The organism is Pseudomonas sp. 8AS (assembly GCF_902506505.1).
GTDB lineage: Bacteria > Pseudomonadota > Gammaproteobacteria > Pseudomonadales > Pseudomonadaceae > Aquipseudomonas.
In genome coordinates this window covers 2,345,113-2,368,064 of the sequence record NZ_LR733406.1, presented here as the reverse complement: position 1 = coordinate 2,368,064, position 22,952 = coordinate 2,345,113, and the positions used below count along the sequence as shown (strand labels likewise).

At 62.3% G+C, this 22,952-nt stretch carries 22 protein-coding genes and 2 pseudogenes; 12 read left to right on the top strand and 12 right to left on the bottom strand.

Annotated features, from left to right (window positions below; genetic code table 11):
- Positions 1–104 precede the first annotated feature (104 nt).
- A complete protein-coding gene (locus GV001_RS11080; protein ID WP_160079733.1) occupies positions 105–290 on the top strand; it encodes a PA3496 family putative envelope integrity protein in 186 nt (61 codons plus the stop codon).
- Positions 291–476: 186 nt separating this feature from the next.
- Here GV001_RS11080 and gloA read toward each other — a convergent pair whose 3' ends face one another.
- Together gloA and GV001_RS11070 are read right to left on the bottom strand one after the other, a co-directional pair.
- On the bottom strand, positions 477–869 hold the full coding sequence (gene gloA, locus GV001_RS11075; protein WP_160079731.1) for a lactoylglutathione lyase: 393 nt from the start codon (positions 867–869) through the stop codon (positions 477–479).
- 74 nt (positions 870–943) lie between these two features.
- Positions 944–1,081: pseudogene (locus tag GV001_RS11070) on the bottom strand (argininosuccinate synthase); the annotation flags it as partial.
- Positions 1,082–1,157: 76 nt separating this feature from the next.
- On the opposite strand from GV001_RS11070, the gene GV001_RS11065 reads away from it, so the two are divergent.
- The 8 genes from GV001_RS11065 (at position 1,158) to GV001_RS11030 (ending at position 10,290) form a co-directional block, all read left to right on the top strand.
- The gene (locus GV001_RS11065) at positions 1,158–2,108 is read left to right on the top strand and encodes an IS1595 family transposase (protein ID WP_160079729.1); all 951 of its coding nucleotides are present in this window, start codon (positions 1,158–1,160) and stop codon (positions 2,106–2,108) included.
- Between the two features lie 296 nt (positions 2,109–2,404).
- Entirely contained in the window at positions 2,405–3,832 is a 1,428-nt protein-coding gene (locus GV001_RS11060; RefSeq protein ID WP_256664900.1) for a UbiA family prenyltransferase, read from the top strand.
- 2 nt (positions 3,833–3,834) lie between these two features.
- Complete coding sequence (locus GV001_RS11055) at positions 3,835–5,121, top strand: FAD-binding oxidoreductase (RefSeq protein WP_160083302.1); 1,287 nt, start codon at positions 3,835–3,837, stop codon at positions 5,119–5,121.
- A 2-nt stretch (positions 5,122–5,123) separates the two neighbouring features.
- Positions 5,124–5,879: an SDR family NAD(P)-dependent oxidoreductase gene (locus GV001_RS11050; RefSeq protein ID WP_160079727.1), complete on the top strand. Its 756-nt coding sequence runs from the start codon at positions 5,124–5,126 to the stop codon at positions 5,877–5,879.
- Positions 5,880–5,883: 4 nt separating this feature from the next.
- Positions 5,884–7,596: a hypothetical protein gene (locus GV001_RS11045; RefSeq protein ID WP_160079725.1), complete on the top strand. Its 1,713-nt coding sequence runs from the start codon at positions 5,884–5,886 to the stop codon at positions 7,594–7,596.
- Positions 7,593–8,594, top strand: a complete 1,002-nt coding sequence (locus tag GV001_RS11040) for an NAD(P)-dependent oxidoreductase (RefSeq protein ID WP_256664899.1) — start codon at positions 7,593–7,595, stop codon at positions 8,592–8,594. The genes GV001_RS11045 and GV001_RS11040 overlap by 4 nt, the downstream gene beginning before the upstream one ends.
- Entirely contained in the window at positions 8,594–9,889 is a 1,296-nt protein-coding gene (locus GV001_RS11035) for an NAD(P)/FAD-dependent oxidoreductase (RefSeq protein WP_160079723.1), read from the top strand. Before GV001_RS11040 ends, GV001_RS11035 begins: the two co-directional genes overlap by 1 nt.
- Entirely contained in the window at positions 9,886–10,290 is a 405-nt protein-coding gene (locus tag GV001_RS11030; RefSeq protein WP_218583006.1) for a GtrA family protein, read from the top strand. Before GV001_RS11035 ends, GV001_RS11030 begins: the two co-directional genes overlap by 4 nt.
- 422 nt (positions 10,291–10,712) lie before the next feature.
- Here GV001_RS11030 and GV001_RS11025 read toward each other — a convergent pair.
- The 3 genes and pseudogenes from GV001_RS11025 to GV001_RS11015 form a co-directional block, all read right to left on the bottom strand.
- Positions 10,713–10,895: pseudogene (locus GV001_RS11025) on the bottom strand (VOC family protein); the annotation flags it as partial.
- A 74-nt stretch (positions 10,896–10,969) separates the two neighbouring features.
- The gene (locus GV001_RS11020; protein WP_160079721.1) at positions 10,970–12,187 is read right to left on the bottom strand and encodes an argininosuccinate synthase; all 1,218 of its coding nucleotides are present in this window, start codon (positions 12,185–12,187) and stop codon (positions 10,970–10,972) included.
- Positions 12,188–12,306: 119 nt separating this feature from the next.
- Positions 12,307–13,245, bottom strand: coding sequence for an OmpA family protein (locus tag GV001_RS11015; RefSeq protein ID WP_372238529.1), 939 nt, complete (start codon positions 13,243–13,245; stop codon positions 12,307–12,309).
- A gap of 129 nt (positions 13,246–13,374) precedes the next feature.
- On the opposite strand from GV001_RS11015, the gene pyrC reads away from it, so the two are divergent.
- Together pyrC and rnt are read left to right on the top strand one after the other, a co-directional pair.
- Positions 13,375–14,421, top strand: coding sequence for a dihydroorotase (pyrC, locus tag GV001_RS11010; protein ID WP_160079717.1), 1,047 nt, complete (start codon positions 13,375–13,377; stop codon positions 14,419–14,421).
- Positions 14,418–15,092, top strand: coding sequence for a ribonuclease T (rnt, locus tag GV001_RS11005; RefSeq protein WP_160079715.1), 675 nt, complete (start codon positions 14,418–14,420; stop codon positions 15,090–15,092). The genes pyrC and rnt overlap by 4 nt, the downstream gene beginning before the upstream one ends.
- A 67-nt stretch (positions 15,093–15,159) precedes the next feature.
- Here the strand turns inward: rnt and GV001_RS11000 are convergent, their stop codons facing one another.
- The 4 genes from GV001_RS11000 to GV001_RS10985 all read right to left on the bottom strand — a co-directional run bounded on the left by GV001_RS11000 (position 15,160) and on the right by GV001_RS10985 (position 18,908).
- A complete protein-coding gene (locus GV001_RS11000) occupies positions 15,160–15,951 on the bottom strand; it encodes an ABC transporter ATP-binding protein (protein WP_160079713.1) in 792 nt (263 codons plus the stop codon).
- A gap of 100 nt (positions 15,952–16,051) precedes the next feature.
- The gene (ntrB, locus tag GV001_RS10995) at positions 16,052–16,909 is read right to left on the bottom strand and encodes a nitrate ABC transporter permease (RefSeq protein WP_160079711.1); all 858 of its coding nucleotides are present in this window, start codon (positions 16,907–16,909) and stop codon (positions 16,052–16,054) included.
- Positions 16,910–16,926: 17 nt separating this feature from the next.
- Positions 16,927–18,210, bottom strand: coding sequence for a CmpA/NrtA family ABC transporter substrate-binding protein (locus GV001_RS10990; RefSeq protein ID WP_160079709.1), 1,284 nt, complete (start codon positions 18,208–18,210; stop codon positions 16,927–16,929).
- Positions 18,211–18,581: 371 nt separating this feature from the next.
- Positions 18,582–18,908: a transcriptional regulator gene (locus GV001_RS10985; protein WP_160079707.1), complete on the bottom strand. Its 327-nt coding sequence runs from the start codon at positions 18,906–18,908 to the stop codon at positions 18,582–18,584.
- Between the two features lie 159 nt (positions 18,909–19,067).
- On the opposite strand from GV001_RS10985, the gene GV001_RS10980 reads away from it, so the two are divergent.
- A complete protein-coding gene (locus GV001_RS10980; RefSeq protein WP_160079705.1) occupies positions 19,068–19,454 on the top strand; it encodes a hypothetical protein in 387 nt (128 codons plus the stop codon).
- A gap of 128 nt (positions 19,455–19,582) precedes the next feature.
- On the opposite strand, the gene alaC is transcribed toward GV001_RS10980, so the two are convergent.
- From alaC to GV001_RS10965, 3 genes are all read right to left on the bottom strand, one after another.
- Positions 19,583–20,818 (bottom strand): alanine transaminase, encoded by a 1,236-nt coding sequence (alaC, locus tag GV001_RS10975; RefSeq protein WP_160079703.1) that lies wholly within the window; start codon positions 20,816–20,818, stop codon positions 19,583–19,585.
- Between the two features lie 128 nt (positions 20,819–20,946).
- A complete protein-coding gene (locus GV001_RS10970; RefSeq protein ID WP_160079701.1) occupies positions 20,947–21,525 on the bottom strand; it encodes an ANTAR domain-containing response regulator in 579 nt (192 codons plus the stop codon).
- Between the two features lie 21 nt (positions 21,526–21,546).
- A complete protein-coding gene (locus GV001_RS10965) occupies positions 21,547–22,761 on the bottom strand; it encodes a CmpA/NrtA family ABC transporter substrate-binding protein (protein ID WP_160079699.1) in 1,215 nt (404 codons plus the stop codon).
- Positions 22,762–22,952 lie beyond the last annotated feature (191 nt).

The following is a 22,952-nucleotide window of genomic DNA, read 5'->3' as shown; positions in this document are numbered from 1 at the left end:
CTTATTGATTGAGCCAATAGCTCGATTGAAAAAATCTTTTTTACCCTCTCCCGCTTTGCCGCTATAAGGTCGCCAACATCGCCCCGTAAGTTGGAGTGAAGCTGATGAGCACTGACAAAGAAGAACTCGTACTCGACGATGACTTTGTCGCCGAAGAGGCCGAGGACCCCCCCGAGCGTCCGGTGGTGGAAGTTGCCAAGACCAACCTGGCCAAACGTCGGGTCATCGACAACTACCTGGAAGAGCGTCGCCTGCAGAAACAGCTCGGCGACTACGACTTCGACCTCTGAGGTCTTACAGATATGGAAAAGCCCCGCAACCGTCGGGGCTTTTTGTTGCACGCAGGTCTGGAAAGGCGCCCGCAGGTTGGCGTTGAGCGTAGCGAAGCCCAACAATGGGCATGCACCGTTGGGCTTCGTCGCGCTGCCCCTCAACCCAACCTGCGGCCTCTCAGCACTTAGCCATGCGCCAACGGGTCAGTCATTGCGACCCGACGACAGCAGCTCGATCTTGTAGCCGTCCGGGTCCTCGACGAAGGCCAGGATGCTGCTGCCGTGCTTCATCGGCCCCGGCTCGCGGGTGATCTTGCCGCCACGGGCGCGGATGTCCTCGCAGGCCTTGTACACATCGGCCACTTCCAGGGCGATATGGCCATAGCCGGTGCCCAGCTCGTAGCTGTCCACGCCCCAGTTGTAGGTCAGCTCGATCACGCTGTTGTGCGCCTCCTCGCCATAGCCGACGAAGGCCAGGGTGAACTGGCCGTCCGGGTAGTCCTTGCGGCGCAACAGGGTCATGCCCAGCACTTCGGTATAGAAGGCGATGGACTTGTCCAGGTCGCCGACGCGCAGCATGGTATGCAGCAGTCTCATCAGGTTTTCCTCTTCTAGAAAAGCAGAACCCCGGCTCGTGGCCGGGGTTCGTCTGGCACAAGGCATTCAGCTTATCAGAACAGCTTGCGACCCTTGCCGGCGGCGATGCGCATGCGCAGGGCGTTGAGCTTGATGAAGCCGGCCGCGTCGGCCTGGTTGTAGGCGCCGGCATCGTCCTCGAAGGTGGCGATGTTGGCGTCGAACAGCGAGTCGCCAAGAAAAAGGCTATGTACCCGTTAATTGTTGAAAGGCTAGTCTGTCAGTAGGCATCCCCTGTAGAGGTGTGCGATGGACACCCAAGCCTTTCAGCGCTGGCTGACCCAACTGAACCAGTTAACGCCCCGCCAAAGAAGCACGCCTCGTAACGCCCTTCTGGCGCCGGAGTCGCCTAGCCTACCTGCACTACGCCAATGCCCGCATTGCCAGGCGGCGGCAAGTCGGTTGGCCCCTTGGGGTTGGAGTCGCGGATTGCGTCGCTACCGCTGCCGGGAGCGCCTGCACACCTGCAACGCGCTGACGGGCACGGGTTTGGCCCGCTTGCGCAAGGCGGATCACTGGTCGAATTACTGTGACGCGTTGATCGAAGGACTGACCGTGCGTCGCGCGGCGAAAGCCTGTGGCCTCAGCAAGAACACGGCATTTCGTTGGCGACATCGCTTTCTGGCGCTGGCCGCAGGCCATGTAGCCCAGCACGAAAGCGGCATCATCGAAGCCGACGAAACGTTCTTTCTGGAGTCCTTCAAAGGTCAGCGACAGCTACCCCGGGTGCCCCGTCAACGAGGCGGGGTCAGCGTGACACGCGGCACGGGACCGGATCAGATACCGGTGTTGGTGGTGCGGGGTCGCAGTGGTCAGACGGCCGACTTCCAGCTGGATAAACTGGATGCCGCTCATGTGCAGAGGGCTCTGGGTCCTCTGATTGATACCGAAGCGGTGCTGTGTACGGATGGTGCGGCGGTCTATGCGGCATTTGCCAGAAGCACAGGTGTCACGCATCAGGTGGTTCAGGCACGCCCTGGGCGCAGGGTGCGCGAGGGGGCGTTTCACATCCAGAACGTCAATGCCTATCACAGCCGACTGAAGAGCTGGATGACTCGCTTTCATGGCGTGGCCACCCGTTATCTGCCGAATTACCTAGGCTGGCGCCGCATGTTGGAACGTTATCAGCAGGGGATTCGACCAGATCATTGCATCCAGGAGGCAGTCGGCCGCGCCATGCAACACGCTATTGGGACATAGCCAAGAAAAAGCCCCGCCTGTGGGTTTTTTCGTTCCGCCCGACGCCACCTGCTATCAGTCGGCACGCTTGCACGAGAGCAGTCAACCTGCACGGTGTTGGCGCTGATCATGCAATGCTACAATCGCGACCGAAAAATCGAACAAAAGCTATTGCTTGTGGAAGCCTGCCCCCCAATAGATAGCGTCAGCTCTGGACGGGCTTTGTCACGACCGAATCGCGTTCACACACCTACGGCGTTGCAACTCAGCAAAGGCCAACACTATGGCTATGAGCCTTCTACCTGGATGATCGTTTCTTGCTCCCACTAGTAATTGACCTCGACGGAACCTTGATCAATTCCGACATGCTGCACGAGTCGACGGTAGGCATGCTACGCCAGCAGCCGCTGGCAATACTGAAGATCCCTCTGTGGTTGGTTGCCGGCAAGGCCGCCCTCAAGCGCCAGCTATCACAACGCAGCGGTTTCGACGCGGCCACTCTACCCTACAACGAAAAGTTGATCTCCTGGTTGCGCCAACAGCACGCCGAGGGCCGGCGTCTGATTCTGTGTACTGCCTCCGATCAGACCGTGGCCGATGCCATTGCCCTGCACCTAGGCCTGTTTGACGAAGTGATTGCCAGTGACGGTAAGACCAATCTCGCCGGCAAGAAGAAGGCCGATGCACTGACAACGCGCTTTGGTGAAAAGGGGTTCGATTACGCGGGCAACTCGGTGGAGGACCTTGCAGTCTGGGAAAAGGCTCGGCGCGCCATCGTTGTCAACGCTTCACCAGCCTTGCAAAGCGAAGCGGAGGCCTTTGTCAAAATCGAGGAAATCTTCGAACCGCCGGTCAAGGGGCTGGGCATCTGGCGCAAGGCGCTGCGGGTGCATCAATGGATGAAAAACCTGTTGCTGTTCGTACCGCTGTTCGCGGCGCATCGCATGAGCGAAGCAGGAGCTTGGTTCGAGCTGGGTCTGGCCTTCGTGGCCTTCAGCCTATGCGCATCAGCCGTGTATGTGGCCAATGACCTACTCGACCTCGAAAGCGACCGCAAGCACCCACGCAAATCCACACGCCCCTTTGCCGCAGGCAGGTTACCCATCTGGCAAGGCGTTCTGGTTACACCTTTTTTATTGTTATCCAGCCTGGGGCTGGCGTCCCTGGTCACCGGTCACTTCCTGATATGGTTGCTGGGCTACTTCTTCCTGACCTGCCTGTACTCCTTCAAGTTGAAGCAGGTAGTACTGGTGGACTGTCTGATGCTGGCGGTGCTTTACACACTGCGCATCGTGGCCGGCGCCGCAGCAATGGAGATGACCCTGTCGTTCTGGCTGCTGGCCTTCTCCGGCTTCATCTTTCTCTCGCTGGCCTTCGTCAAACGCTTTGCCGAGCTGCAGGTGCAGCTGCTGCACGGCAAGCACAAGGCCCATGGCCGCGGCTACTTCACCGACGATGCACCGCTGATCCAGATACTGGGGGTGGTTGCCGGTTATTCGGCAGCGCTGGTACTGGCCTTGTACCTGAACAGTTCGGATGTGTTGCGCCTGTATACCGCGCCAGCATGGATATGGGGCTGCGTGCCGGTGATGCTGTTCTGGATCAGCTGGGTCTGGCTGCAGGCCCATCGCGGGCAAATGCACGATGACCCCCTGGTGTTTGCCTTCAAGGACAAGGCCAGCTTGCTGGCGGGCGCCGCCTTCGCGCTGTTCCTGATTCTGGGCACCGTGGGTTGGCTGCAGTGATCATGCAGTCCTGGGGGCGCCTGCTAGGGGCCGAGCAACAGGTCATTGCCCTGGATAGCCAGACCGCGGCGCTGCCGGCTTTCGACGCCCAGCGCAGGGGCCTCGCCCATGGTAACGGCCGTAGCTACGGCGATGTGTGCTTGAATCCCGGCGGCGGTCTATGGAGCACTCAACGCCTGGATCACCTCATCGCCTTCGACCCACAGAGCGGCATCATCGAATGCGAGGCAGGCGTGCTGCTGCGCGATATCCAGCGACTGATGACTCCCCGGGGCTGGATGCTGCCGGTGACGCCAGGCACGCAACTGGTGACCATCGGTGGCGCCATCGCCAACGACGTGCACGGCAAGAATCATCACCGCGTCGGCTCATTTGGTGATCATGTGCTGCGCCTGAGCCTGCTGCGTACCAGCGGCGAAACCATCCACTGCGGGCCCGCAGAAAATCCCCAGTGGTTTTCCGCCACCGTCGGCGGACTCGGCCTGACCGGGGTGATCATGCGGGCCAGCGTGCAACTGCGCCGAGTCCCCGGCCCCTGGCTGGATACCCGCACCCAGCCGTATCGGACAGCCGATGAGTTCTTTGCCCTGGCCGACCAGGCCGAGGTTGATTGGGAGCACACGGTGTCGTGGCTCGACTGCATCAACAGCAGTGGTCGCGGGGTGTTCATGTGCGCCAACCACGTGGTGCATGACGCCGAGCCGCCAGCGGTCGGCAAGGCACTAGCCGTCCCCTTCGTACCGCCGCTGTCGCTGGTCAATGCGCTCTCACTGCGGCCGTTCAACATGGCCTATTACCAACTGCAGGCAGCCAAGGCCGAGCGCCAGCTCGTCCACTACGAGAAGTACTCCTATCCGCTGGACAGCCTGCTGGACTGGAACCGTATCTACGGCCCCAAGGGTTTCTACCAATACCAAAGCGTGGTCCCCAAGGTGGTCGGCGGCGATGCGATACGCGCCATGCTGAAAGAAATAGCCCGCACGGGGGATGGCTCCTTTTTGTCGGTACTGAAGACCTTCGGCAATCGCCAGGCCGTCGGCATGCTCAGTTTCCCGACCCCTGGAGTGACCCTGGCGCTCGACTTCCCCAACCAGGGCGCGCGCACTCTGGCGTTGTTCGAGCGCCTGGATGCAATTGTGCGCGAGGCCGGCGGCCGACTTTATCCGGCCAAGGACGCGCGCATGCCACGTGATCTGTTCGAGTCGGGTTATCCACGCCTTGATGAATTCTTGCAATACCGCGATCCGGGCATCAGCTCAGCGATGTCTCGACGCCTAATGGGAAGTTAACCGTGCCAGCCAGACTGAAACGAATTGTGATCATCGGGGCGACCTCCGCCATTGCGGAACATTGCGCCCGTCTGTGGCTGGCAAACGCGCCAGCCGACATCACCCTGGTGGGACGTAACCGCGCCAGGACCGAGCGCGTTGCAACCGATTTGCGGGTACGCAGCAGCGACTCGTTGCTGCGTGTGCTCACAGCAGACTTCAACGACCCGCAAGCGATTCGCCAACTGGTCGACGGCATCGTCGCCGAGCAGACGGTGGACACCGTCCTGATCGCCCACGGCTCGCTGCCGGACCAGCAGAACTGCCAAAGCGACCTGCAAGCCTGCACCGAAGCCCTGATGGTGAACGGGGTCTCGCCGGTGCTGTTCGCCGAAGCCTTTGCCGGGCACATGGAGCAGGCCAACCACGGCACCCTGGCCATTATCGGCTCGGTCGCCGGAGACCGCGGCCGCAAGTCGAACTACGCCTATGGCGCGGCCAAAGGCCTGATCACGCGCTACGCCGAGGGGCTGCAGCATCGCCTGGTGAAAACCGCAGTCAAGGTGGTGCTGATCAAGCCCGGGCCGACCGACACGCCGATGACCGCTCACCTCAAGCAACAGGGCGGCAAGTTTTCCGATGTCGCCGATGTCGCCCGGGTCATTGTCGATGGCATCGCCAAAAACAAGGCGCTTGTCTACGCCCCGGGCAAATGGGCATTGATCATGCTCGTTATTCGGAGTCTACCGAACTTCGTATTTAACAAAATGGATATCTGAAGCCATGCAACGCGCACAAATAGACTCTGTCAGTCTTCTGTTTTTCATATTTGCGGCGGTGTTTGTAGGCTTCGCAATATCCGGCGGCTACCACGGTTACTCGCCCGTTCCATTCATGGATGAATGGGGTGGCTCGCTCGATTTCTATATCCGCAGCAGTTCGGGAGACCCGGCCATCTGGTGGGCTCAGCACAACGAGCACCGTGTGGTTCTATCGCGCCTGTTGTTCTGGATGGACTTCGCCTGGTTTGGCGGTAGTGTCTGGCTGCTGCTCGCCATCAACTATCTGCTGGTGGCACTTGGCTGTGTGGTTTTCTGGAACATCTGGCGCGAGCGGGAAATCCCTGGTTTTCGATTCGTTGGATTCTTTCTGGTCGCCTGGCTGTTTTCCTGGTCACAGAAAGAAAATCTGGTGTGGGCCTTCCAGAGCCAATTCATCCTGGCGCAGCTGTTGCCGCTGGTAGCTTTCTATTACCTGCACAAGTGTGTGGCAGAGGAGAGCAAAGCCAACAGATACTTTGCCCTGGCGATCCTGTTCGGCGTGTTGTCCGTTGGCAGCATGACCAACGGAGTGCTGGCTCTGCCCCTGATGGCGGTACTCGCAGCCCTGATGGGCCTAGGCTGGCGCCGCAGCGGTTTTCTACTGCTGTTGGCGGTATTGGCTGCCGGCGCCTACTTCTACGACTTTGTACGGCCGCCGAATCATGGCTCGCTGGCCAAAACCCTCAGTGAAGATCCATTGGGTCTGATCCAATACGTGCTGGTTTACGTGGGCGGACCGTTCTACCCCATCGCCAAGAAACTGGTTGGTCACGGCCTGGTGGCGCTGCATGCGACCCAGACAGCCGGATTGTTCCTAGTCTTGAGCGCACTGGCATTCCTCGTACAAGAGTTGCGTAAGCGCGAGCGCTCGACGCTGCAACTCGCCTTGTTGACGTTCATTCTGTATATCGGCGGGACCGCGCTAGGCACTGGTGGGGGGCGTCTGCTTTTTGGTATCAATCAGGCGCTTTCCAGCCGTTACATGACCCCGGCCCTGATGGCCTGGGCCGCACTCTTCATGCTGTACGCCCCGTTGCTATTGAAGAAGACCGAAGGCAAACGCTGGAAGCTATGGATTCCGGCCTTCGTGCTACTGGCAATGCTGGTTTCGAACCAGAAGAAGGGCTTGGAAAACAAGGACGAGGAATTGTTCGAGCGCCAGGTGGCGGCCTTGGCCATGGAGCTGAGGGTTAGAGACACGATGCTGCTTCCCCGGCTTTACCCGAATGCCGATGATGCCTTGATGTTTTCGGCGATCCCCGTCGAACGGGATCTTTCCGTATTTGGCCTGGCTCCGATTCGTAACGCACGCGAACACATCGGCACCCAACTAGCGAGCAGCACGCCTACCCTCGAATGCCAGGGCGAGCTGGAAGAGATCGATGAAATTGAAGGTAGCCAGACCGGCTACTTGCGCGTGCAAGGCTGGGTGTTCGACCCTTCTACCCAATCGGTTCCGGACAGCCTGAGCATCGTCGATACCCAGACGGCAAAAGTGATCGGCTTCGTTATTACCGGGCAGCCTCAAGATGCCAATTTGAAGGCAGCGCGTACTTCCGGCTTCAAAGGTTACCTGCAGGGTCAGCTGCTGACCGGCGCTCCAGATAGGAAAATAACCTTGGTCAACCAGGCCTCCGGCTGCCAGTTTTCCACGACGCTGTCCATGGCTGATTGAACATCAGTGAAACGCTCAATTTGTATGCCAGTGCCAACGAAGGAAAAACCGTGTCCCTAACGAAGTCGGAAAAAATCGTCCTGCCCGGTGGCGCAGGCCTGGTCGGGCAGAATCTGATCGCCCGCCTGAAGGCCAAGGGTTATCAGCACATCGTGGTGCTCGACAAGCATCGCGCCAATCTGGTGGTGCTCAAGCAGGTGCAGCCGGACATCACGGTCGAGTACGCCGACCTGGCCGAGCCCGGCGAGTGGCAGCGACATTTTCACCAGGCGGCGGTGGTGGTGATGCTGCAGGCGCAGATCGGCGGCAACCACTATGAAGAATTCGTCCGCAACAACCTGGACTCCACCCGCCTGATCCTCGAGGCGATCAAGGCCAATGACGTGCCTTGCCTCGTGCACATCAGTTCGTCGGTGGTCGAGTCGGTGGCTGACGATTTCTATACCCGGACCAAGACGGAACAGGAGCGAATGGTGCTGGAAAGCGGGATCAGATGCCCGATCCTGCGGCCGACTCTGATGTTCGGCTGGTTCGATCGCAAGCACCTGGGCTGGCTTTCGCGCTTCATGGCCAAGGTCCCGGTGTTCCCTATTCCGGGGCACGGCCGCTACATGCGCCAACCGCTGTATGTGGGCGACTTCTGCAACGTCATCATCAGCTGTATCGAAAAGCAGATCGCCGAGGGTATCTTCAATATCTCCGGCCATGAAAAGGTCGATTACATCGACATCATCCGCGAGATCAAGAAAGCGACAGGGGCCCGGGCGCTAATCACGCGGATTCCCTATGGTCTGTTCTACGCACTGCTGTGGACCTGGGCGCTGTTCGACAGGAACCCGCCCTTCACCACTCAGCAACTGGCGGCGCTGAGCGCCAAGGATGAATTCGAGGTGATCGACTGGCCCGGCATCTTCGGTGTGCCTTATACGCCGTTCTCCCGGGCGGTCGATGAAACCTTCAACGATCCCACCTACAGCAACGTGGTATTGGAGTTCTGATGCAGGGACAACGCATTGCCGTTCTCGGCGCCGGCCCCATGGGCCTGGCAGTGGCCTATCAGCTGGCACGCGATGGGCACCGGCCGGTGGTGTTCGAGGCCGATGATCGGGTCGGCGGCATGACCGCCACCTTTGACTTCTCGGGCCTGACCATCGAGCGCTATTACCATTTCCATTGCACCTCCGATCACGCCTTTCTCAGGGTGCTGGACGAGCTGGGCCTGGCCGGAAAAATGCGCTGGGTCGAGACCAAGATGGGCTACTGGTTCGAGCAGCGCCTGCAACCCTGGGGCAACCCGATCGCCCTGCTGAAGTTCAAGGGCCTCAGCCTGGTGGCCAAGTTCCGCTACGGCCTGCATGCCTTCCTGTCCACCAAGCGCAATGACTGGAAGCCACTGGACAATGTGGAGGCGGTCAGCTGGATCAAACGCTGGGTCGGCAACGAAGCCTACGAGGCACTGTGGCGTCGACTGTTCGACTACAAGTTCTACGACTACAGCAACAACCTTTCCGCCGCCTGGATCTGGAGCCGCATCCGCCGCATCGGTCGCTCACGCTACAGCCTGTTACGCGAAAAGCTGGGGTATCTGGAAGGAGGTTCGGACACCTTGCTGCAGGCCCTGAAGGCGGACATCGAAGCCCATGGCGGGGAAGTACGCCTGACGGCGCCGGTGAGCAAGGTAGTCATCGATGACGGGCGGGCCACCGGGGTGACAGTGAATGGCAGCCTCGAGCCCTTCGACAAGGTCATCAGCACCATCCCGCTGCCCTATGTGCCCCAGCTGATGCCCGATCTGCCCGCCGACGTGCTGCAGCGGTTCGACGCTATCGACAACATCGCCGTGGTCTGCGTCATCGCCAAACTGCGCAAGCCCCTCACGGAGAACTTCTGGCTCAACGTCAACGACCCGCAGATGGATATCCCGGGGTTGGTCGAATACAGCAACCTGCGACCGCTGGACCAGCATGTGGTTTACGTCCCGTTCTACATGCCGGGCGAGCACCCCAAGTTCGCCGAGCCCGACCAAGCCTTTCTCGACAAAGTGCGGGGCTACCTGAAGACCATCAATCCCGCGCTGAGCGATGACGACTTCATCGCCCTGCATGCCAGCCGTTACCGGCATGCCCAGCCGATCTGCCCGCCCGGCTATCTGGCGGACCTGCCGCCGGTGGCACTGCCGGTCAAAGGGCTGTGGGTGGCTGACACCTCCTACTACTACCCAGAGGACCGTGGCATCTCCGAAAGCATCGGCTTCGGTAGGAAACTGGCGACGACGGCAGCGGTGACAGATTGAACTGGCGCCAGCTGCTGTCTTCCGAGTTCCTGCGCTTCCTGTTCGCTGGCGGGATCGCCGCTGCAGCTAACTATGGTTCGAGATTCTTCTTCAGCCTGTTTTTCGAGTATAGCCTGGCGATTATCTGCGCCTACCTGGTGGGCATGCTGGTGGCGTTTCTGCTGATGCGAAGGCATGTGTTCGACGCAAAATCGGGCAGCCTGCTGCCCCAGGCGCTGAAGTTCATCGCGGTCAACCTGCTGGCGGCCCTGCAGACACTGGTGATCAGCCTGCTCCTGGCCCGCTGGGCATTGCCGTCGATGGACGTGGTCGAGCACAGCGAAGCGATCGCCCACTTGGTGGGCGTACTGGTTCCGGTGCTAACCAGCTACTTTGGCCACAAACACCTGACCTTTCACTGAACTCTGGCAGCTCGCTAGGCACTACTGGAAACCTGACGCAGCAGCCCGACCAAGCGCAACGCCCGACAAAAATCTGCCAAATCTCTCAACCACGACGCTCACAAATTGCAGACAGCAGGCCGGGCGGTAAGGTACGCTCCCCCCTCGCGTGGCGTCCGGCAAGCGGTTGCTCGCTCAGGAGAACAACCGCCAAAAGAAGGTCAAGGCTTGAGCTCATCGAACAGGGTCTGGGTCAACTGGCGGATGCGCTGGGCGGTCGTCGAAGTCGAGCGCGTCGGCCTGCACCAGGCGCATGAGCAGCATAGAGCTTCTGTGCGAATCCATCCGGCGTCATCCCGATTAATCCCCCTTCTTCCGACTTGAACCCACCTCTTTCCGAAAGAAATCTATCCGCTCATTCCGGATTAATTCCACCTATCCCACCAGTTGTAGGTCAGCTTGATCACGCTGTTGTGCGCCTCCTCGCCATAGCCGACGAAGGCCAGGGTGAACTGGCCGTCCGGGTAGTCCTTGCGGCGCAACAGGGTCATGCCCAGCACTTCGGTATAGAAGGCGATGGACTTGTCCAGGTCGCCGACGCGCAGCATGGTATGCAGCAGTCTCATCAGGTTTTCCTCTTCTAGAAAAGCAGAACCCCGGCTCGTGGCCGGGGTTCGTCTGGCACAAGGCATTCAGCTTATCAGAACAGCTTGCGACCCTTGCCGGCGGCGATGCGCATGCGCAGCGCGTTGAGCTTGATGAAGCCGGCCGCGTCGGCCTGGTTGTAGGCGCCGGCATCGTCCTCGAAGGTGGCGATGTTGGCGTCGAACAGCGAGTCGTCGGACTTGCGACCGGTGACGATGACGTTGCCCTTGTACAGCTTCAGGCGCACCACGCCGTTCACGTTGGCCTGCGAGGCATCGATCATCTGCTGCAGCATCAGACGCTCCGGGCTCCACCAGTAGCCGGTGTAGATCAGGCTGGCGTACTTGGGCATCAGTTCGTCTTTCAGGTGGGCCACTTCGCGGTCCAGGGTGATCGACTCGATGGCGCGGTGGGCGCGCAGCATGATGGTGCCGCCGGGGGTCTCGTAGCAGCCGCGGGACTTCATGCCGACGTAGCGGTTCTCGACGATGTCCAGGCGACCGATGCCGTTCGCGCCGCCGATGCGGTTCAGCTCGGCCAGCACCTGCGCCGGGGTCATTTCCTTGCCGTCGATGGCAACGATGTCGCCCTTACGGTAGGTCAGCTCGATATAGGTCGGAGCATCCGGGGCCTTCTCCGGGGAGACGGTCCATTTCCACATATCTTCTTCGTGCTCGGTCCAGGTGTCTTCCAGCACGCCGCCCTCATAGGAGATGTGCAGCAGGTTGGCGTCCATGGAGTACGGCGACTTCTTCTTGCCGTGGCGCTCGATCGGGATGGCATGCTTCTCGGCGTAGTCCATCAGCTTCTCGCGCGACAGCAGGTCCCACTCGCGCCACGGGGCGATGACCTTCACGCCCGGCTTCAGCGCATAGGCGCCCAGTTCGAAACGCACCTGGTCGTTGCCCTTGCCGGTGGCGCCGTGGGAGATGGCGTCGGCGCCGGTCTCGTTGGCGATCTCGATCAGGCGCTTGGCGATCAGCGGACGGGCGATGGAGGTACCCAGCAGGTACTCGCCTTCGTAGACGGTGTTGGCGCGGAACATCGGGTAGACGAAGTCGCGGACGAATTCTTCGCGCAGGTCGTCGATGTAGATTTCCTTGACGCCCATGGCCTGAGCCTTGGCGCGGGCCGGCTCGACTTCTTCGCCCTGGCCGAGGTCAGCGGTGAAGGTCACCACTTCGCATTCATAGGTGTCCTGCAGCCACTTGAGGATTACCGAGGTGTCCAGGCCACCGGAATAAGCCAGAACTACCTTCTTTACGTCCGCCATGCCAATCAACTCCACGGGGTTGTACGGAAAACCCGTGATTCTACCGGCCGCGCCGGGCGATTTACAGGGGCGCGACCGGCGCTGGCGACAAAGCGACAGATTTATTTATCCGAGCGACCTCAGGAGGTAGCTGCGGGATCGGCTGGCGACGTGGGCGCCGCCGGAGTCGGAGCCGCATCCTCGGCCGGCTCGACCAGCGGCTCGCGGGACAGGGTCATGGTCACCCGGCGGTTCTGCGCCCGACTGGCTTCGCCCTTGTTCGGCACCAGGGGGTAACGCTCGCCGTGGAAGCGCACGACAATCTGTTCGGCCGGCACGCCGTTGGCCTTGAGGTACTCCTCCACGGCGATCGCCCGGCGCCGCGACAGGTCGCGATTGCTCAGGCGGTTGCCACTGTTGTCGGAGTGGCCATCGAGCTCGATGCGGTTGACGCTCGGATCGGCCTTGAGGAAGGCCAGAATGATGTCCAGCTTGGCGCGGCCCACGTCATCCAGCACCACGCCGCTGGGAAAGCCGATCTGCGCCTTGCGAATCTGGTCGAAGTTGACCGGCAGCAGCCCGGCCGTGCATTTCAGGTAATCGTTGTAGGCCTGGGTGAACTTGATCGGCAGCAGGCGCACATCGAGGCTGTCGCCTCCCGTACTGGTGCGGTGCCGAACCAGCGGGCTGCGCCCCTCGAGCAGGCCGGTGAGCAGGCGCCCGGCCTGTTCCTGGGAACTGTTGAAGGGCACTTCGCCGGCCACCACGGTAACCGGGCCGAGGTTGATGTCACCGCGCCCCGGCTGCCAGGGCGCCGCCGCTGCCAGTAGGGTCGCCGAACCCGCACCCAGCCAGCGTTCGCGGGCCTTGAGACGGAAAGTCGCCTGCTCGCCGGCGCGGCGGACGAACTCGCCACTGCCGAAATCCGCCACCGGCTGCGTCAGGCGGCACTCGAACTGGTCGCCTTCGACCTTCCATTCGATCTTTTCCATGCGGGTCTGGAAGCTGATAGCCGCGACCTGGGCACTCAGGCACAGGCCGACAAACAAGCTGGACAGGGCGAAGTAAGGTTGGCGCACGACAGGCTCCACGGGGAGTAACGGCATTCCCTCGGGGTATCGGTCGCAGTCGGCAAAACTTGATAGCCCGTGCCGGCAAAGGCCAATTCCGGTAGCATGCGAGCACGTTTTACCCGCCTGGAACTCTCCATGTCAGACCGCATTACCCTGCTGCGCCCAGACGACTGGCACATCCACCTGCGCGACGGCGCCGTGCTGCCGCATACCGTGGCCGACGTGGCACGTACCTTCGCCCGCGCCATCATCATGCCCAACCTGGTGCCGCCGGTGCGCAACGCCGCCGAGGCCGACGGCTACCGCCAGCGCATCCTCGCCGCCCGCCCGGCCGGTAGCCAGTTCCAGCCGCTGATGGTGCTGTATCTCACCGACAACACTTCGGCCGAGGACGTGCGCACGGCCAAGGCCAGTGGCTTCGTGCATGCGGCCAAGCTCTACCCGGCCGGCGCCACCACCAACTCCGATTCCGGCGTGACCAGCATCGACAAGATCTTCCCGGCATTGGAAGCCATGGCCGAAGTCGGCCTGCCGCTGCTGGTGCACGGCGAAGTGACCCGCGCCGAAGTCGACGTATTCGACCGCGAGAAGCGCTTCATCGACGAACAGCTGAGCCGCGTGGTTGAGCGCTTCCCCAGCCTGAAAGTGGTGTTCGAGCACATCACCACCAGCGACGCCGTGCAGTTCGTCAACGCCGCGTCGAGCAACGTCGGTGCGACCATCACCGTCCACCACCTGCTGTACAACCGCAACCACATGCTGGTCGGCGGCATTCGCCCGCACTTCTATTGCCTGCCGATCCTCAAGCGCAACACCCACCAGGAAGCCCTGCTGGATGCGGCCACCAGCGGCAGCGCCAAGTTCTTCCTCGGCACCGACTCGGCGCCGCACGCCCAGCATGCCAAGGAAGCCGCCTGCGGTTGTGCCGGCTGCTACACCGCCTATGCCGCCATCGAGCTGTATGCCGAGGCCTTCGAGCAGCGCAACGCACTGGACAAGCTGGAAGCTTTCGCCAGCCACTTCGGCCCCGACTTCTACAGCCTGCCGCGCAACACCGACCGCATCACCCTGGTGCGCGAAGAGTGGACCGCCCCGGCCAGCCTGCCGCTGGGCGAGCACACCGTAATCCCCCTGCGCGCCGGTGAGAACCTGCGCTGGCGCCTGCTGGAGAACCCCGCGTGAGCGAAGAACATTTCGACGACGAACTCGACGGCAGCCTGCCCTCAGGCCCGCGCCACCCGATGGCCGCGCGCTTTCGCGGCTACCTGCCGGTGGTGGTGGATGTCGAGACCGGCGGCTTCAACTGCGCCACCGACGCCCTGCTGGAGATCGCCGCGACCACCATCGCCATGGACGAGGACGGCTTCGTCTACCCGGACCACACCCACTTCTTCCGCATCGAGCCGTTCGCCGGCGCCAATATCGAGCAGGCGGCGCTGGAGTTCACCGGGATCAAGCTGGATCACCCGCTGCGCATGGCGGTCAGCGAAGCGCACGCGCTGGGGGAAATCTTCAAGGGCCTGCGTAAGTCGATCAAGGCCAATGGCTGCAAGCGCGCCATCCTGGTCGGCCACAACAGCAGCTTCGACCTCGGCTTCCTGAATGCCGCCGTGGCCCGCTGCGACATCAAGCGCAACCCCTTCCACCCCTTCTCCAGCTTCGACACCGCCACCCTGGCCGGCCTCGCCTACGGCCAGACCGTGCTGGCCAAGGCCTGCCAGACCGCCGGCATCGCCTTCGACGGCAAGGAAGCGCACTCCGCGCGCTACGACACCGAGAAGACCGCCGAGCTGTTCTGCGGCATCGTCAACCGCTGGAAGGAAATGGGCGGCTGGGACGAGTTCGACCACTGAGTCGAGCCCACGCAACATTAAAAGCCCGGTACGAGACCGGGCGTCGAGGGGCCGGCAGGCCGGGAAACTAGGCGGCGGGGCGCTGCTGGCGCTGGTAGAGGAACTCCAGCACCGCCGTGCGGTACTCGTGGTACTGGCTGTCGTTGGCCAGGGCCAGGCGGTTGCGTGGGCGTTCCAGCTGCACTTTGACGATATCGCCGATGGTCGCCGCCGGGCCGTTGGTCATCATCACGATGCGGTCCGAGAGCAGCACGGCTTCGTCGACGTCATGGGTGACCATCACCACGGTGCTGTGGGTCTCGCCGACGATGCGCAGCAGCTCGTCCTGCAGGTGGGCGCGGGTCAGGGCGTCCAGCGCACCGAACGGCTCGTCCATCAGCAGTACCTTGGGTTCCATGGCCAGGGCGCGGGCGATGCCGACGCGCTGTTTCATGCCGCCGGAGATCTCGTTGGGGTGCTTGTGGCTGGCGTGGCTCAGGCCGACCATATGCAGCGCCGCTTCGGTGCGCGCCTTCAGCTGGACCTTGCTTTCCTTGCCGCCGAAGACCTTTTCCACCGCCAGATGGACGTTGCCGAAGCAGGTCATCCAGGGCAGCAGGCTGTGGTTCTGGAACACTACGGCGCGCTCCGGGCCGGGGCCGTCGATCTCGCGGCCGTTGCAGATCAGCCCGCCTTCGCTGGCCTCGAGCAGGCCGGCGATCAGGTTGAGCACGGTGGATTTGCCGCAGCCGGAGTGGCCGATCAGCGAAACGAACTCGCCCTTGGCGATGCTCAGGTTGACGTCACTGAGCGCCTGGAAGCGGCCTTTCTTGGTATCGAAGTGTTTGCTGACGTGGGTCAGCTCGACGAACTTGTCCATCGATATTCTCCTGTCTGGTGTAGGAGCCAGCTGGCTGGCGATCATTGGCTACTCGCTGCCGTGATGGATCGCCAGCAAGCTGGCTCCTACAGAAAAATGCTTAGCTGGCGTAATCGAAGCGCTTGGCCAGCAGGAGCAGGGCTTGCTCCAGGGCCAGGCCGACCAGGCCGACGATGATGATGGCGATGAGGATGTGTTCGACGTTGAGGTTGTTCCACTCGTCCCACACCCAGAAGCCCAGGCCGGTGCCACCGGTGAGCATTTCCGCGGCGACGATCACCAGCCAGGCCACGCCGATGGCCAGGCGGATGCCGGTCATCAGGTGCGGCAGCACGGCGGGGAAGAGGATGCGGGTGAGCACCTTGAACTCCGACAGCTTGAGCACGCGCGCCACGTTCAAATAGTCCTGCGGCACGCTGGCGACGCCGGCGGCCGTGTTGAGAATGATCGGCCAGATCGAGCTGATGAAGATCACCCAGATCGAGGCAGGTCCTGCCGCCTCGAACACCAGCAGGCCGATCGGCAGCCAGGCCAGCGGCGAAACCGGACGCAGCAGGCTGATGATTGGCGAGAGCATGTTGGCGAGGAAGGCGAAGCGGCCGATGGCGAAACCGAGCGGAATACCGATCAGCGCTGCCAGGCCGAAGCCCAGACCGACACGGCCAAGGGAATGCAGGATATTCCAGCCGATGCCCATGTCGTTCGGGCCGTTGTCATAGAACGGATCGGCGAACAGCTCCAGTGCCGAATACCAGGTCGACAAGGGGCCCGGCAGACCTTCGCTGCGGGTTGCGATCAGGGCCCAGACGCCGATGAACAGGGCAATGCCGAGCAGCGGCGGAATGACTGCCTTGATCAGGTTGGTGATGGCCTCCGCGCCGGGCAGGACCCGGCGCGGAGTGCTGCTGGGGGCAACCGGGGTGGCCATTGTCAGTGGTGTTTTCACTGGAGCGTTCATCTAGGTGCCTCCGAAAATCAGGCTTTAATCGCGAAGGAGTTGGCGTAGGCGGCCGGGTTGGAACCGTCCCACACCTTGCCGTCGATCAGGGTGCTGGAGCGCATCACACTGCTCGGCACGACCAGGCCCAGGGCGCTGGCGGCTTCGCTGTAGAGCTTGGTCTGGTTGATCTGCGCAGCCACGGCGGCGTAGTCCGGGTCGTCCTTGATCAGCCCCCAGCGCTTGAACTGGGTGAGGAACCACATGCCGTCGGAGTGGTAGGGGAAGTTCACGCTGCCTTCCTTGCAGAAGACCATCGGGTTCTTGTCCTGCCAGCTGTTGCCCAGGCCGTCCTCGTAGTTGCCAATAAAGCGCTGTTCGATGACTTCGGTCGGCGCGTTGACATAGGCCTTGCCGGAGATGAGCTTGGCGGTGGCCTTCTTGTTCGCCTCGCTGGCATCGATGAAGCGGCTGGCCTCCAGCAGGGCCATGACCAGGGCGCGGGCGGTGTTGGGGTTCTGCTCGACGAACTCGCGGGAGCAGCCGAGGACTTTCTCCGGGTGGTCGGCCCAGATCTGCTGGGTGGTGGCGGCGGTGAAGCCGATCTTGTCGAACACCGCACGGGCGCCCCAGGGCTCGCCGACGCAGAAACCATCCATGTTGCCGACGCGCATGTTGGCGACCATCTGCGGTGGCGGCACGGTGATGGTTTTCACGTCGGTGAAGGGGTTGATGCCGTAGTTGGCCAGCCAGTAGTACAGCCACATGGCGTGGGTGCCGGTGGGGAAGGTCTGGGCGAAGGTCAGCGGGTTGCCGCCTTTCTTGATGTGTGCGGCCAGTTGCTCGCCGGTGGTGACGCCGGCTTCCTTGAGCTGCTTGGACAGGGTGATGCCTTGGCCATTCTGGTTCAGGCCCATGAGCACGGCCATGTCCTTCTGCGGCCCGGCGACGCCCAGCTGCGAGCCGTACATCATGCCGTACAGCACGTGGGAGGCATCCAGCTCGCCGGTGTTCAGCTTGTCGCGCACGCCGGCCCAGGAGGCTTCCTTGCTCGGGTTGATGGTCAGGCCGTATTTGGCTGCGAAGCCCTGGGTGGCGGCGACCACCACCGAGGCGCAGTCGGTCAGCGGGATGAAGCCGATATTCAGCACGGCCTTTTCCGGTGCATCGGAGCCGGCGGCATAGGCCGCGCTGCGCAGGAAACCGGGGGCGGACAGGCCGAGGGCGGCAACCCCGCCGATGGTGCCGGCGACGGCGATGGAGTGCTTGAGGAAATTGCGGCGGCTGTTGTTAACCGGGTCTTTGGAATCACGATCACTCATGGAGTTTTCCTTTTTCATGGGCAAATAAAAACGGCGTACGCCAGAGGAGCCCGATGGGAGAGGGTGCTCTGGCGGACGCCGTTGTCCGTGATCCGCGGCCCACCGCCGTTGGTGTGCTGCGCAGGAATCTATTGAGGGTATTGCAAGGGGCTTGCCAGTTTTTATTCGATGCCCAGGCGGCAACGCCGCCAAGCGCTTCAGCAGGCGCGGAAGGTTCTTGAATAGTGCTGCTTAATCAAGCGGTTAGCTGTGCGGCGGGGATGTGCGAGAAGCTGTGAGTGGCGTGTCGGTAGATGGCTGTTGCGGGTGATTTTCGAGTCACGGCGGTGCTGCGGTGCGCTGTCGTGTGCGTTTTTGGTTCGGTGGGCGGGCTAGCTGCGCAAGGTCAGCAGTGGCTGGCTGGCGAGCGCTTCGACGTAATCGCGCAGCCAGCGCAGCACCTCCACCGCTTCCCAGCGCGCCGGATCGAACAGGGCATAGGCCTGGCCCTGGTAGCCGACCACATCCAGCTGGCGGTGATAGCCGGCGCGCTGCAACAAGGCCTCGATCTCGGCGAAGCAGGTGTTGAAGTGCACGCGCTGAAATGGCGTCTTGCTACCGGTCACCAGGCCTTCCAGATGCAGTTCCTCGACCATGGCGCGGACACTTTCCAGCGGCATCCGGTTCACTTTGTTCTTCAGCTGCAGTACGTCCTGCATGGTGGTGATCCTCTGCTATGCACCTGGACGCGGTGCTGGTTGTGCGGGTGGCGACAGGGTAATAGAAAGCACTGTACAAATAAACAGTATTGGATAATAGTTGGCTCACGCACTACCGATCAGCCCCGCAGGGGATCAACCGAGAGAGGAGCCGCTTATATGCACCACAAGCTGATGACACTTCTGCTATTGGCCCTGCTGGGTGGCTGCGCGCAGCCACAACTGGAACAGCCCAAGGCCAATGGCGCCTATCTGGTTATCGAGGACGGCGCCGCCTGGGCGGTGCTGGTATCCGATGGCAAGCGAGTCGAGGAAGCGGGGCGGGTGCTGGATGTGGTCAAGCTGCCTGGGCAGCACTCCAGCATTGCCGCCAGCTATGTGATCGAGACAGCCAACTGCGGCAAGTTGCAGTGGCTCACCGAGCGTGACGAGTTCGGCGAGATTACCCGCCTGGCGCCGAGCGGCAATCAGCAACTGGCACGCCCTGACTGCGTGATCGGCAATGGCCTCAGCCGCGCCTGGACCGCCCTGGATTACTCCAGCTGAAATGACAAGCCCCCGGCAGATGCGCTCTGTCGGGGGCTTGGTGTTTCTGGCTGCCGTAGGGTGCGCCGTGCGCACCAAGTAGCCCGTGCAAGGCTTCGGTGCGCGCGGCGCACCCTACGGTATAAGCGTCAGTCGGCGGCTTTACGCGACTTGGCCGCTGGCGCCTGCACCAGCCCATCGGCGCGGAACATCGCCTTGATCCCGCGAATCGCCTGGCGGGTACGGTCCTGGTTTTCGATCAGGGCAAAGCGCACATGGTCATCGCCGTAGTCGCCGAAGCCGATACCGGGTGAAACGCAGACCTTGGCTTCCAGCAGCAGCTTCTTGGCGAACTCCAGCGAGCCGAGGTGGGCATAGGGCTCGGGAATCTTGGCCCAGATGTACATAGAGGCCTTGGGCTTCTCCACCATCCAGCCGGCTTCATGCAGGCCCTTGACCAGCATGTTGCGGCGCTGGCGGTACTGCTCGGCGATATCGCGCACGCACTGCTGGTCGCCCTCCAGCGCGGCGATGGCGGCTACCTGCAGCGGGGTGAAGGTGCCGTAGTCATGGTAGCTCTTGATCCGCGCCAGGGCACTGACCAGTTCCGGGTTGCCGACCATGAAGCCGATGCGCCAGCCGGCCATGTTGTAGCTCTTGGACAGGGTGAAGAACTCGACGGCGATGTCCTTGGCGCCTTCCACCTGCATGATCGACGGGGCTTTCCAGCCGTCGTAGACGATGTCGGCATAGGCCAGGTCGTGGATCACCAGCACGTCGTACTGCTTGGCCAGGGCCACCACGCGCTCGAAGAAGTCCAGCTCCACGCACTGGGCGGTGGGGTTGGAGGGGAAGCCGAGGATCATCATCTTCGGCTTGGGGATCGACTCGCGAATCGCCCGCTCCAGCTCGGCGAAGAAATCCACGCCAGGCACCAGCGGCACCGAGCGCACCTGGGCACCGGCGATTACCGCGCCGTAGATGTGGATCGGGTAGCTGGGGTTGGGCACCAGCACGGTGTCGCCGTGATCCAGGGTGGCCAGCATCAGGTGCGCCAGGCCTTCCTTGGAGCCGATGGTGACGATGGCTTCGCTTTCCGGGTCGATCTCGACGTCGTAGCGATCCTTGTACCAGCGCGAGATGGCGCGGCGCAGGCGTGGAATGCCGCGCGAGGTGGAGTAGCCGTGGGTGTCGTCGCGCTGGGCGACCTGCACCAGCTTTTCGACTATGTGCGGCGGCGTGGCGCCATCGGGGTTGCCCATGCTGAAGTCGATGATGTCCTCGCCACGGCGGCGGGCGGCCATCTTCAGTTCGGCGGTGATGTTGAAAACGTAGGGGGGGAGACGATCGATGCGCGCAAAACGGCGCTTAGCTTGTTCAGCCATGCTTTCCTCGAGGTACGTAAGCGCCCGGAACCGTCCGAGCGACGTTGGCCAGTGTGCTGGCCAGGCGGCGAAGATAAGCGTTGGCAGTGGGGTTTGTCGAGCGGGGCGCGCGGCGCCCCGTGCCTTCTTCAGTTACCCAGCATGTCGTGCATGGCGATGATCTGCTCGGCCACCTGGATCAGCTTCTGCTGGCGGCTCATGGCCTGCCGGCGCATCAGAGTGTAGGCGTCCTCCTCGTTGCAGCTCTTCATCTTCATCAGCAGACCCTTGGCCAGCTCGATGCGCTTACGTTCAGCCAGCTGCTCGTCGCGTGCCTGCAACTGGGCACGCAGGGCCTGGTCGCTCTCGAAGCGGGCCATGGCCACGTCGAGGATCGGTTGCAGGCGCTGGGCATGAATGCCTTCGACTATGTAGGCGCTGACCCCGGACTGGATCGCCTGACGCATCACGCTGGGGTCGTGTTCGTCGGTGAACATGACGATCGGCCGTGGCTGGTCACGGGTCACCAGCACCACCTGCTCCATCACGTCGCGGCCCGGCGACTCGGTATCGATCAGGATCACGTCGGGGCGCACGGCCTCGACGCGCTCGGGCAGGTCGATGGTCAGCCCCGACTCGTCGATGACCTCGAAGCCCGCCTCGATCAGCGCGTTCTTCAGGCGTCCGACCTTCTTCGGGGTGTCGTTGATCAGCAGAATTCGTAGCATGTTGGCGTTCGTCTCGCAGTGTTACAGGGCGATGGGCGCGGCCAGGCCGCTGCGCGCATGAATGGCAAAACTGTTGGCGTAGAGCGCCGGGTCCTGGCCGTTCCAGACGGTGCCGTCGAGCAGGGTGCTGCTGCGCATGGGCGTGTCCGGCACGCTGATGCCCAGGGCTTCGGCGGCCTGCTGGTAGAGGTCGAGCTGGTGGATCTGCCGGGCGATAGCCAGGTAGTCCGGGTCGTCCTTGAGCAAGCCCCAGCGGCGGAACTGGGTCATGAACCAGATGCCGTCCGACAGCCAGGGCATGGTCACCTGGCCGTCGGCGAAGAAGCGCAGCGGATGGGCGTCCAGCCAAGCGTGACCGAGACCGTCTTGGTACTGGCCGAGGAAACGCGGCTCGATGCTCGATAGTGGTGCATCGACATACTCGCGACCGCTGATCAGTTGGGCCGTGCTGCGCTTGTTCTCTTCATTTTCGTCGATGAAGCGGCTGGCTTCCAGCACGGCCATGGTCAGGGCGCGCGCGGTGTTGGGGTACTGCTCGACGAACTCGCGGGTGACGCCTAGGACCTTTTCCGGGTGGTCGGCCCAGATCATCTGACTGGTGGCCAGAGTGAAGCCCTGATGCTCCTCGACCGCCAGCGCGCCCCAGGGGCCACCGGCGCAGAAGCCGTCGATGCGCGCGGCCTTGAGGTGGGCAACCATCTGCGAGGGCGGCACCACCACGGTATTGACGTCTTCCAGCGGATGGATGCCCTGGGCGGCCAGCCAGTAGTACAACCACATGGCGTGGGTGCCGGTGGGGAAAGTCTGGGCGAAGGTCAATTTTGCACCGCTTTGGCGCGCGCGATTGGCCAATGCTTCGGCACTGGTCACGCCGGCCTGCTTGAGCGGCTCGGACAGGTTGATCGCCTGGCCGTTCTGGCACAGGCCCATGAGGATGGCCATGTCGGTGGCCGGGCCACTGAGGCCCAGGTGAATGCCGTAGACCTGGCCGTAAAGGGCTTGTGCGGCGTCCAGCTCGCCAGATAGCAGCTTGTCGCGCAGGGTGGCCCAGGAGGCCTGGCGCTGCAGGTTGAGGGTCAGGCCGTAGGGCTGGGCAAAGCCCTGGGTGGCCGCGACGATCAGCGAGGCGGAATCGGTCAGGGCCATGAAGCCCAGGTCCAGCACGCTCTTTTCCGGTGCATCGGAGCCTGCAACCCAGGCCAGGGTGTCGCTACGGGTACTCTTGATTTCGCTCATTTGCTTTGTTCCGCCGTTGAACAAAAAGGCGCCGCCCCAGTTACCACGCGGTTGGTAACCAGAAGCGACGCCATTGTCTATGAACTGACTCCGCCGTTGGAGAGAGTTCTGCTGGTTTCGTTCTAGCAAGCGATATGCCAGCAGCTGTGCAACGGAAAAACAAAACCCCGCCGAAGCGGGGTTTGATGGAG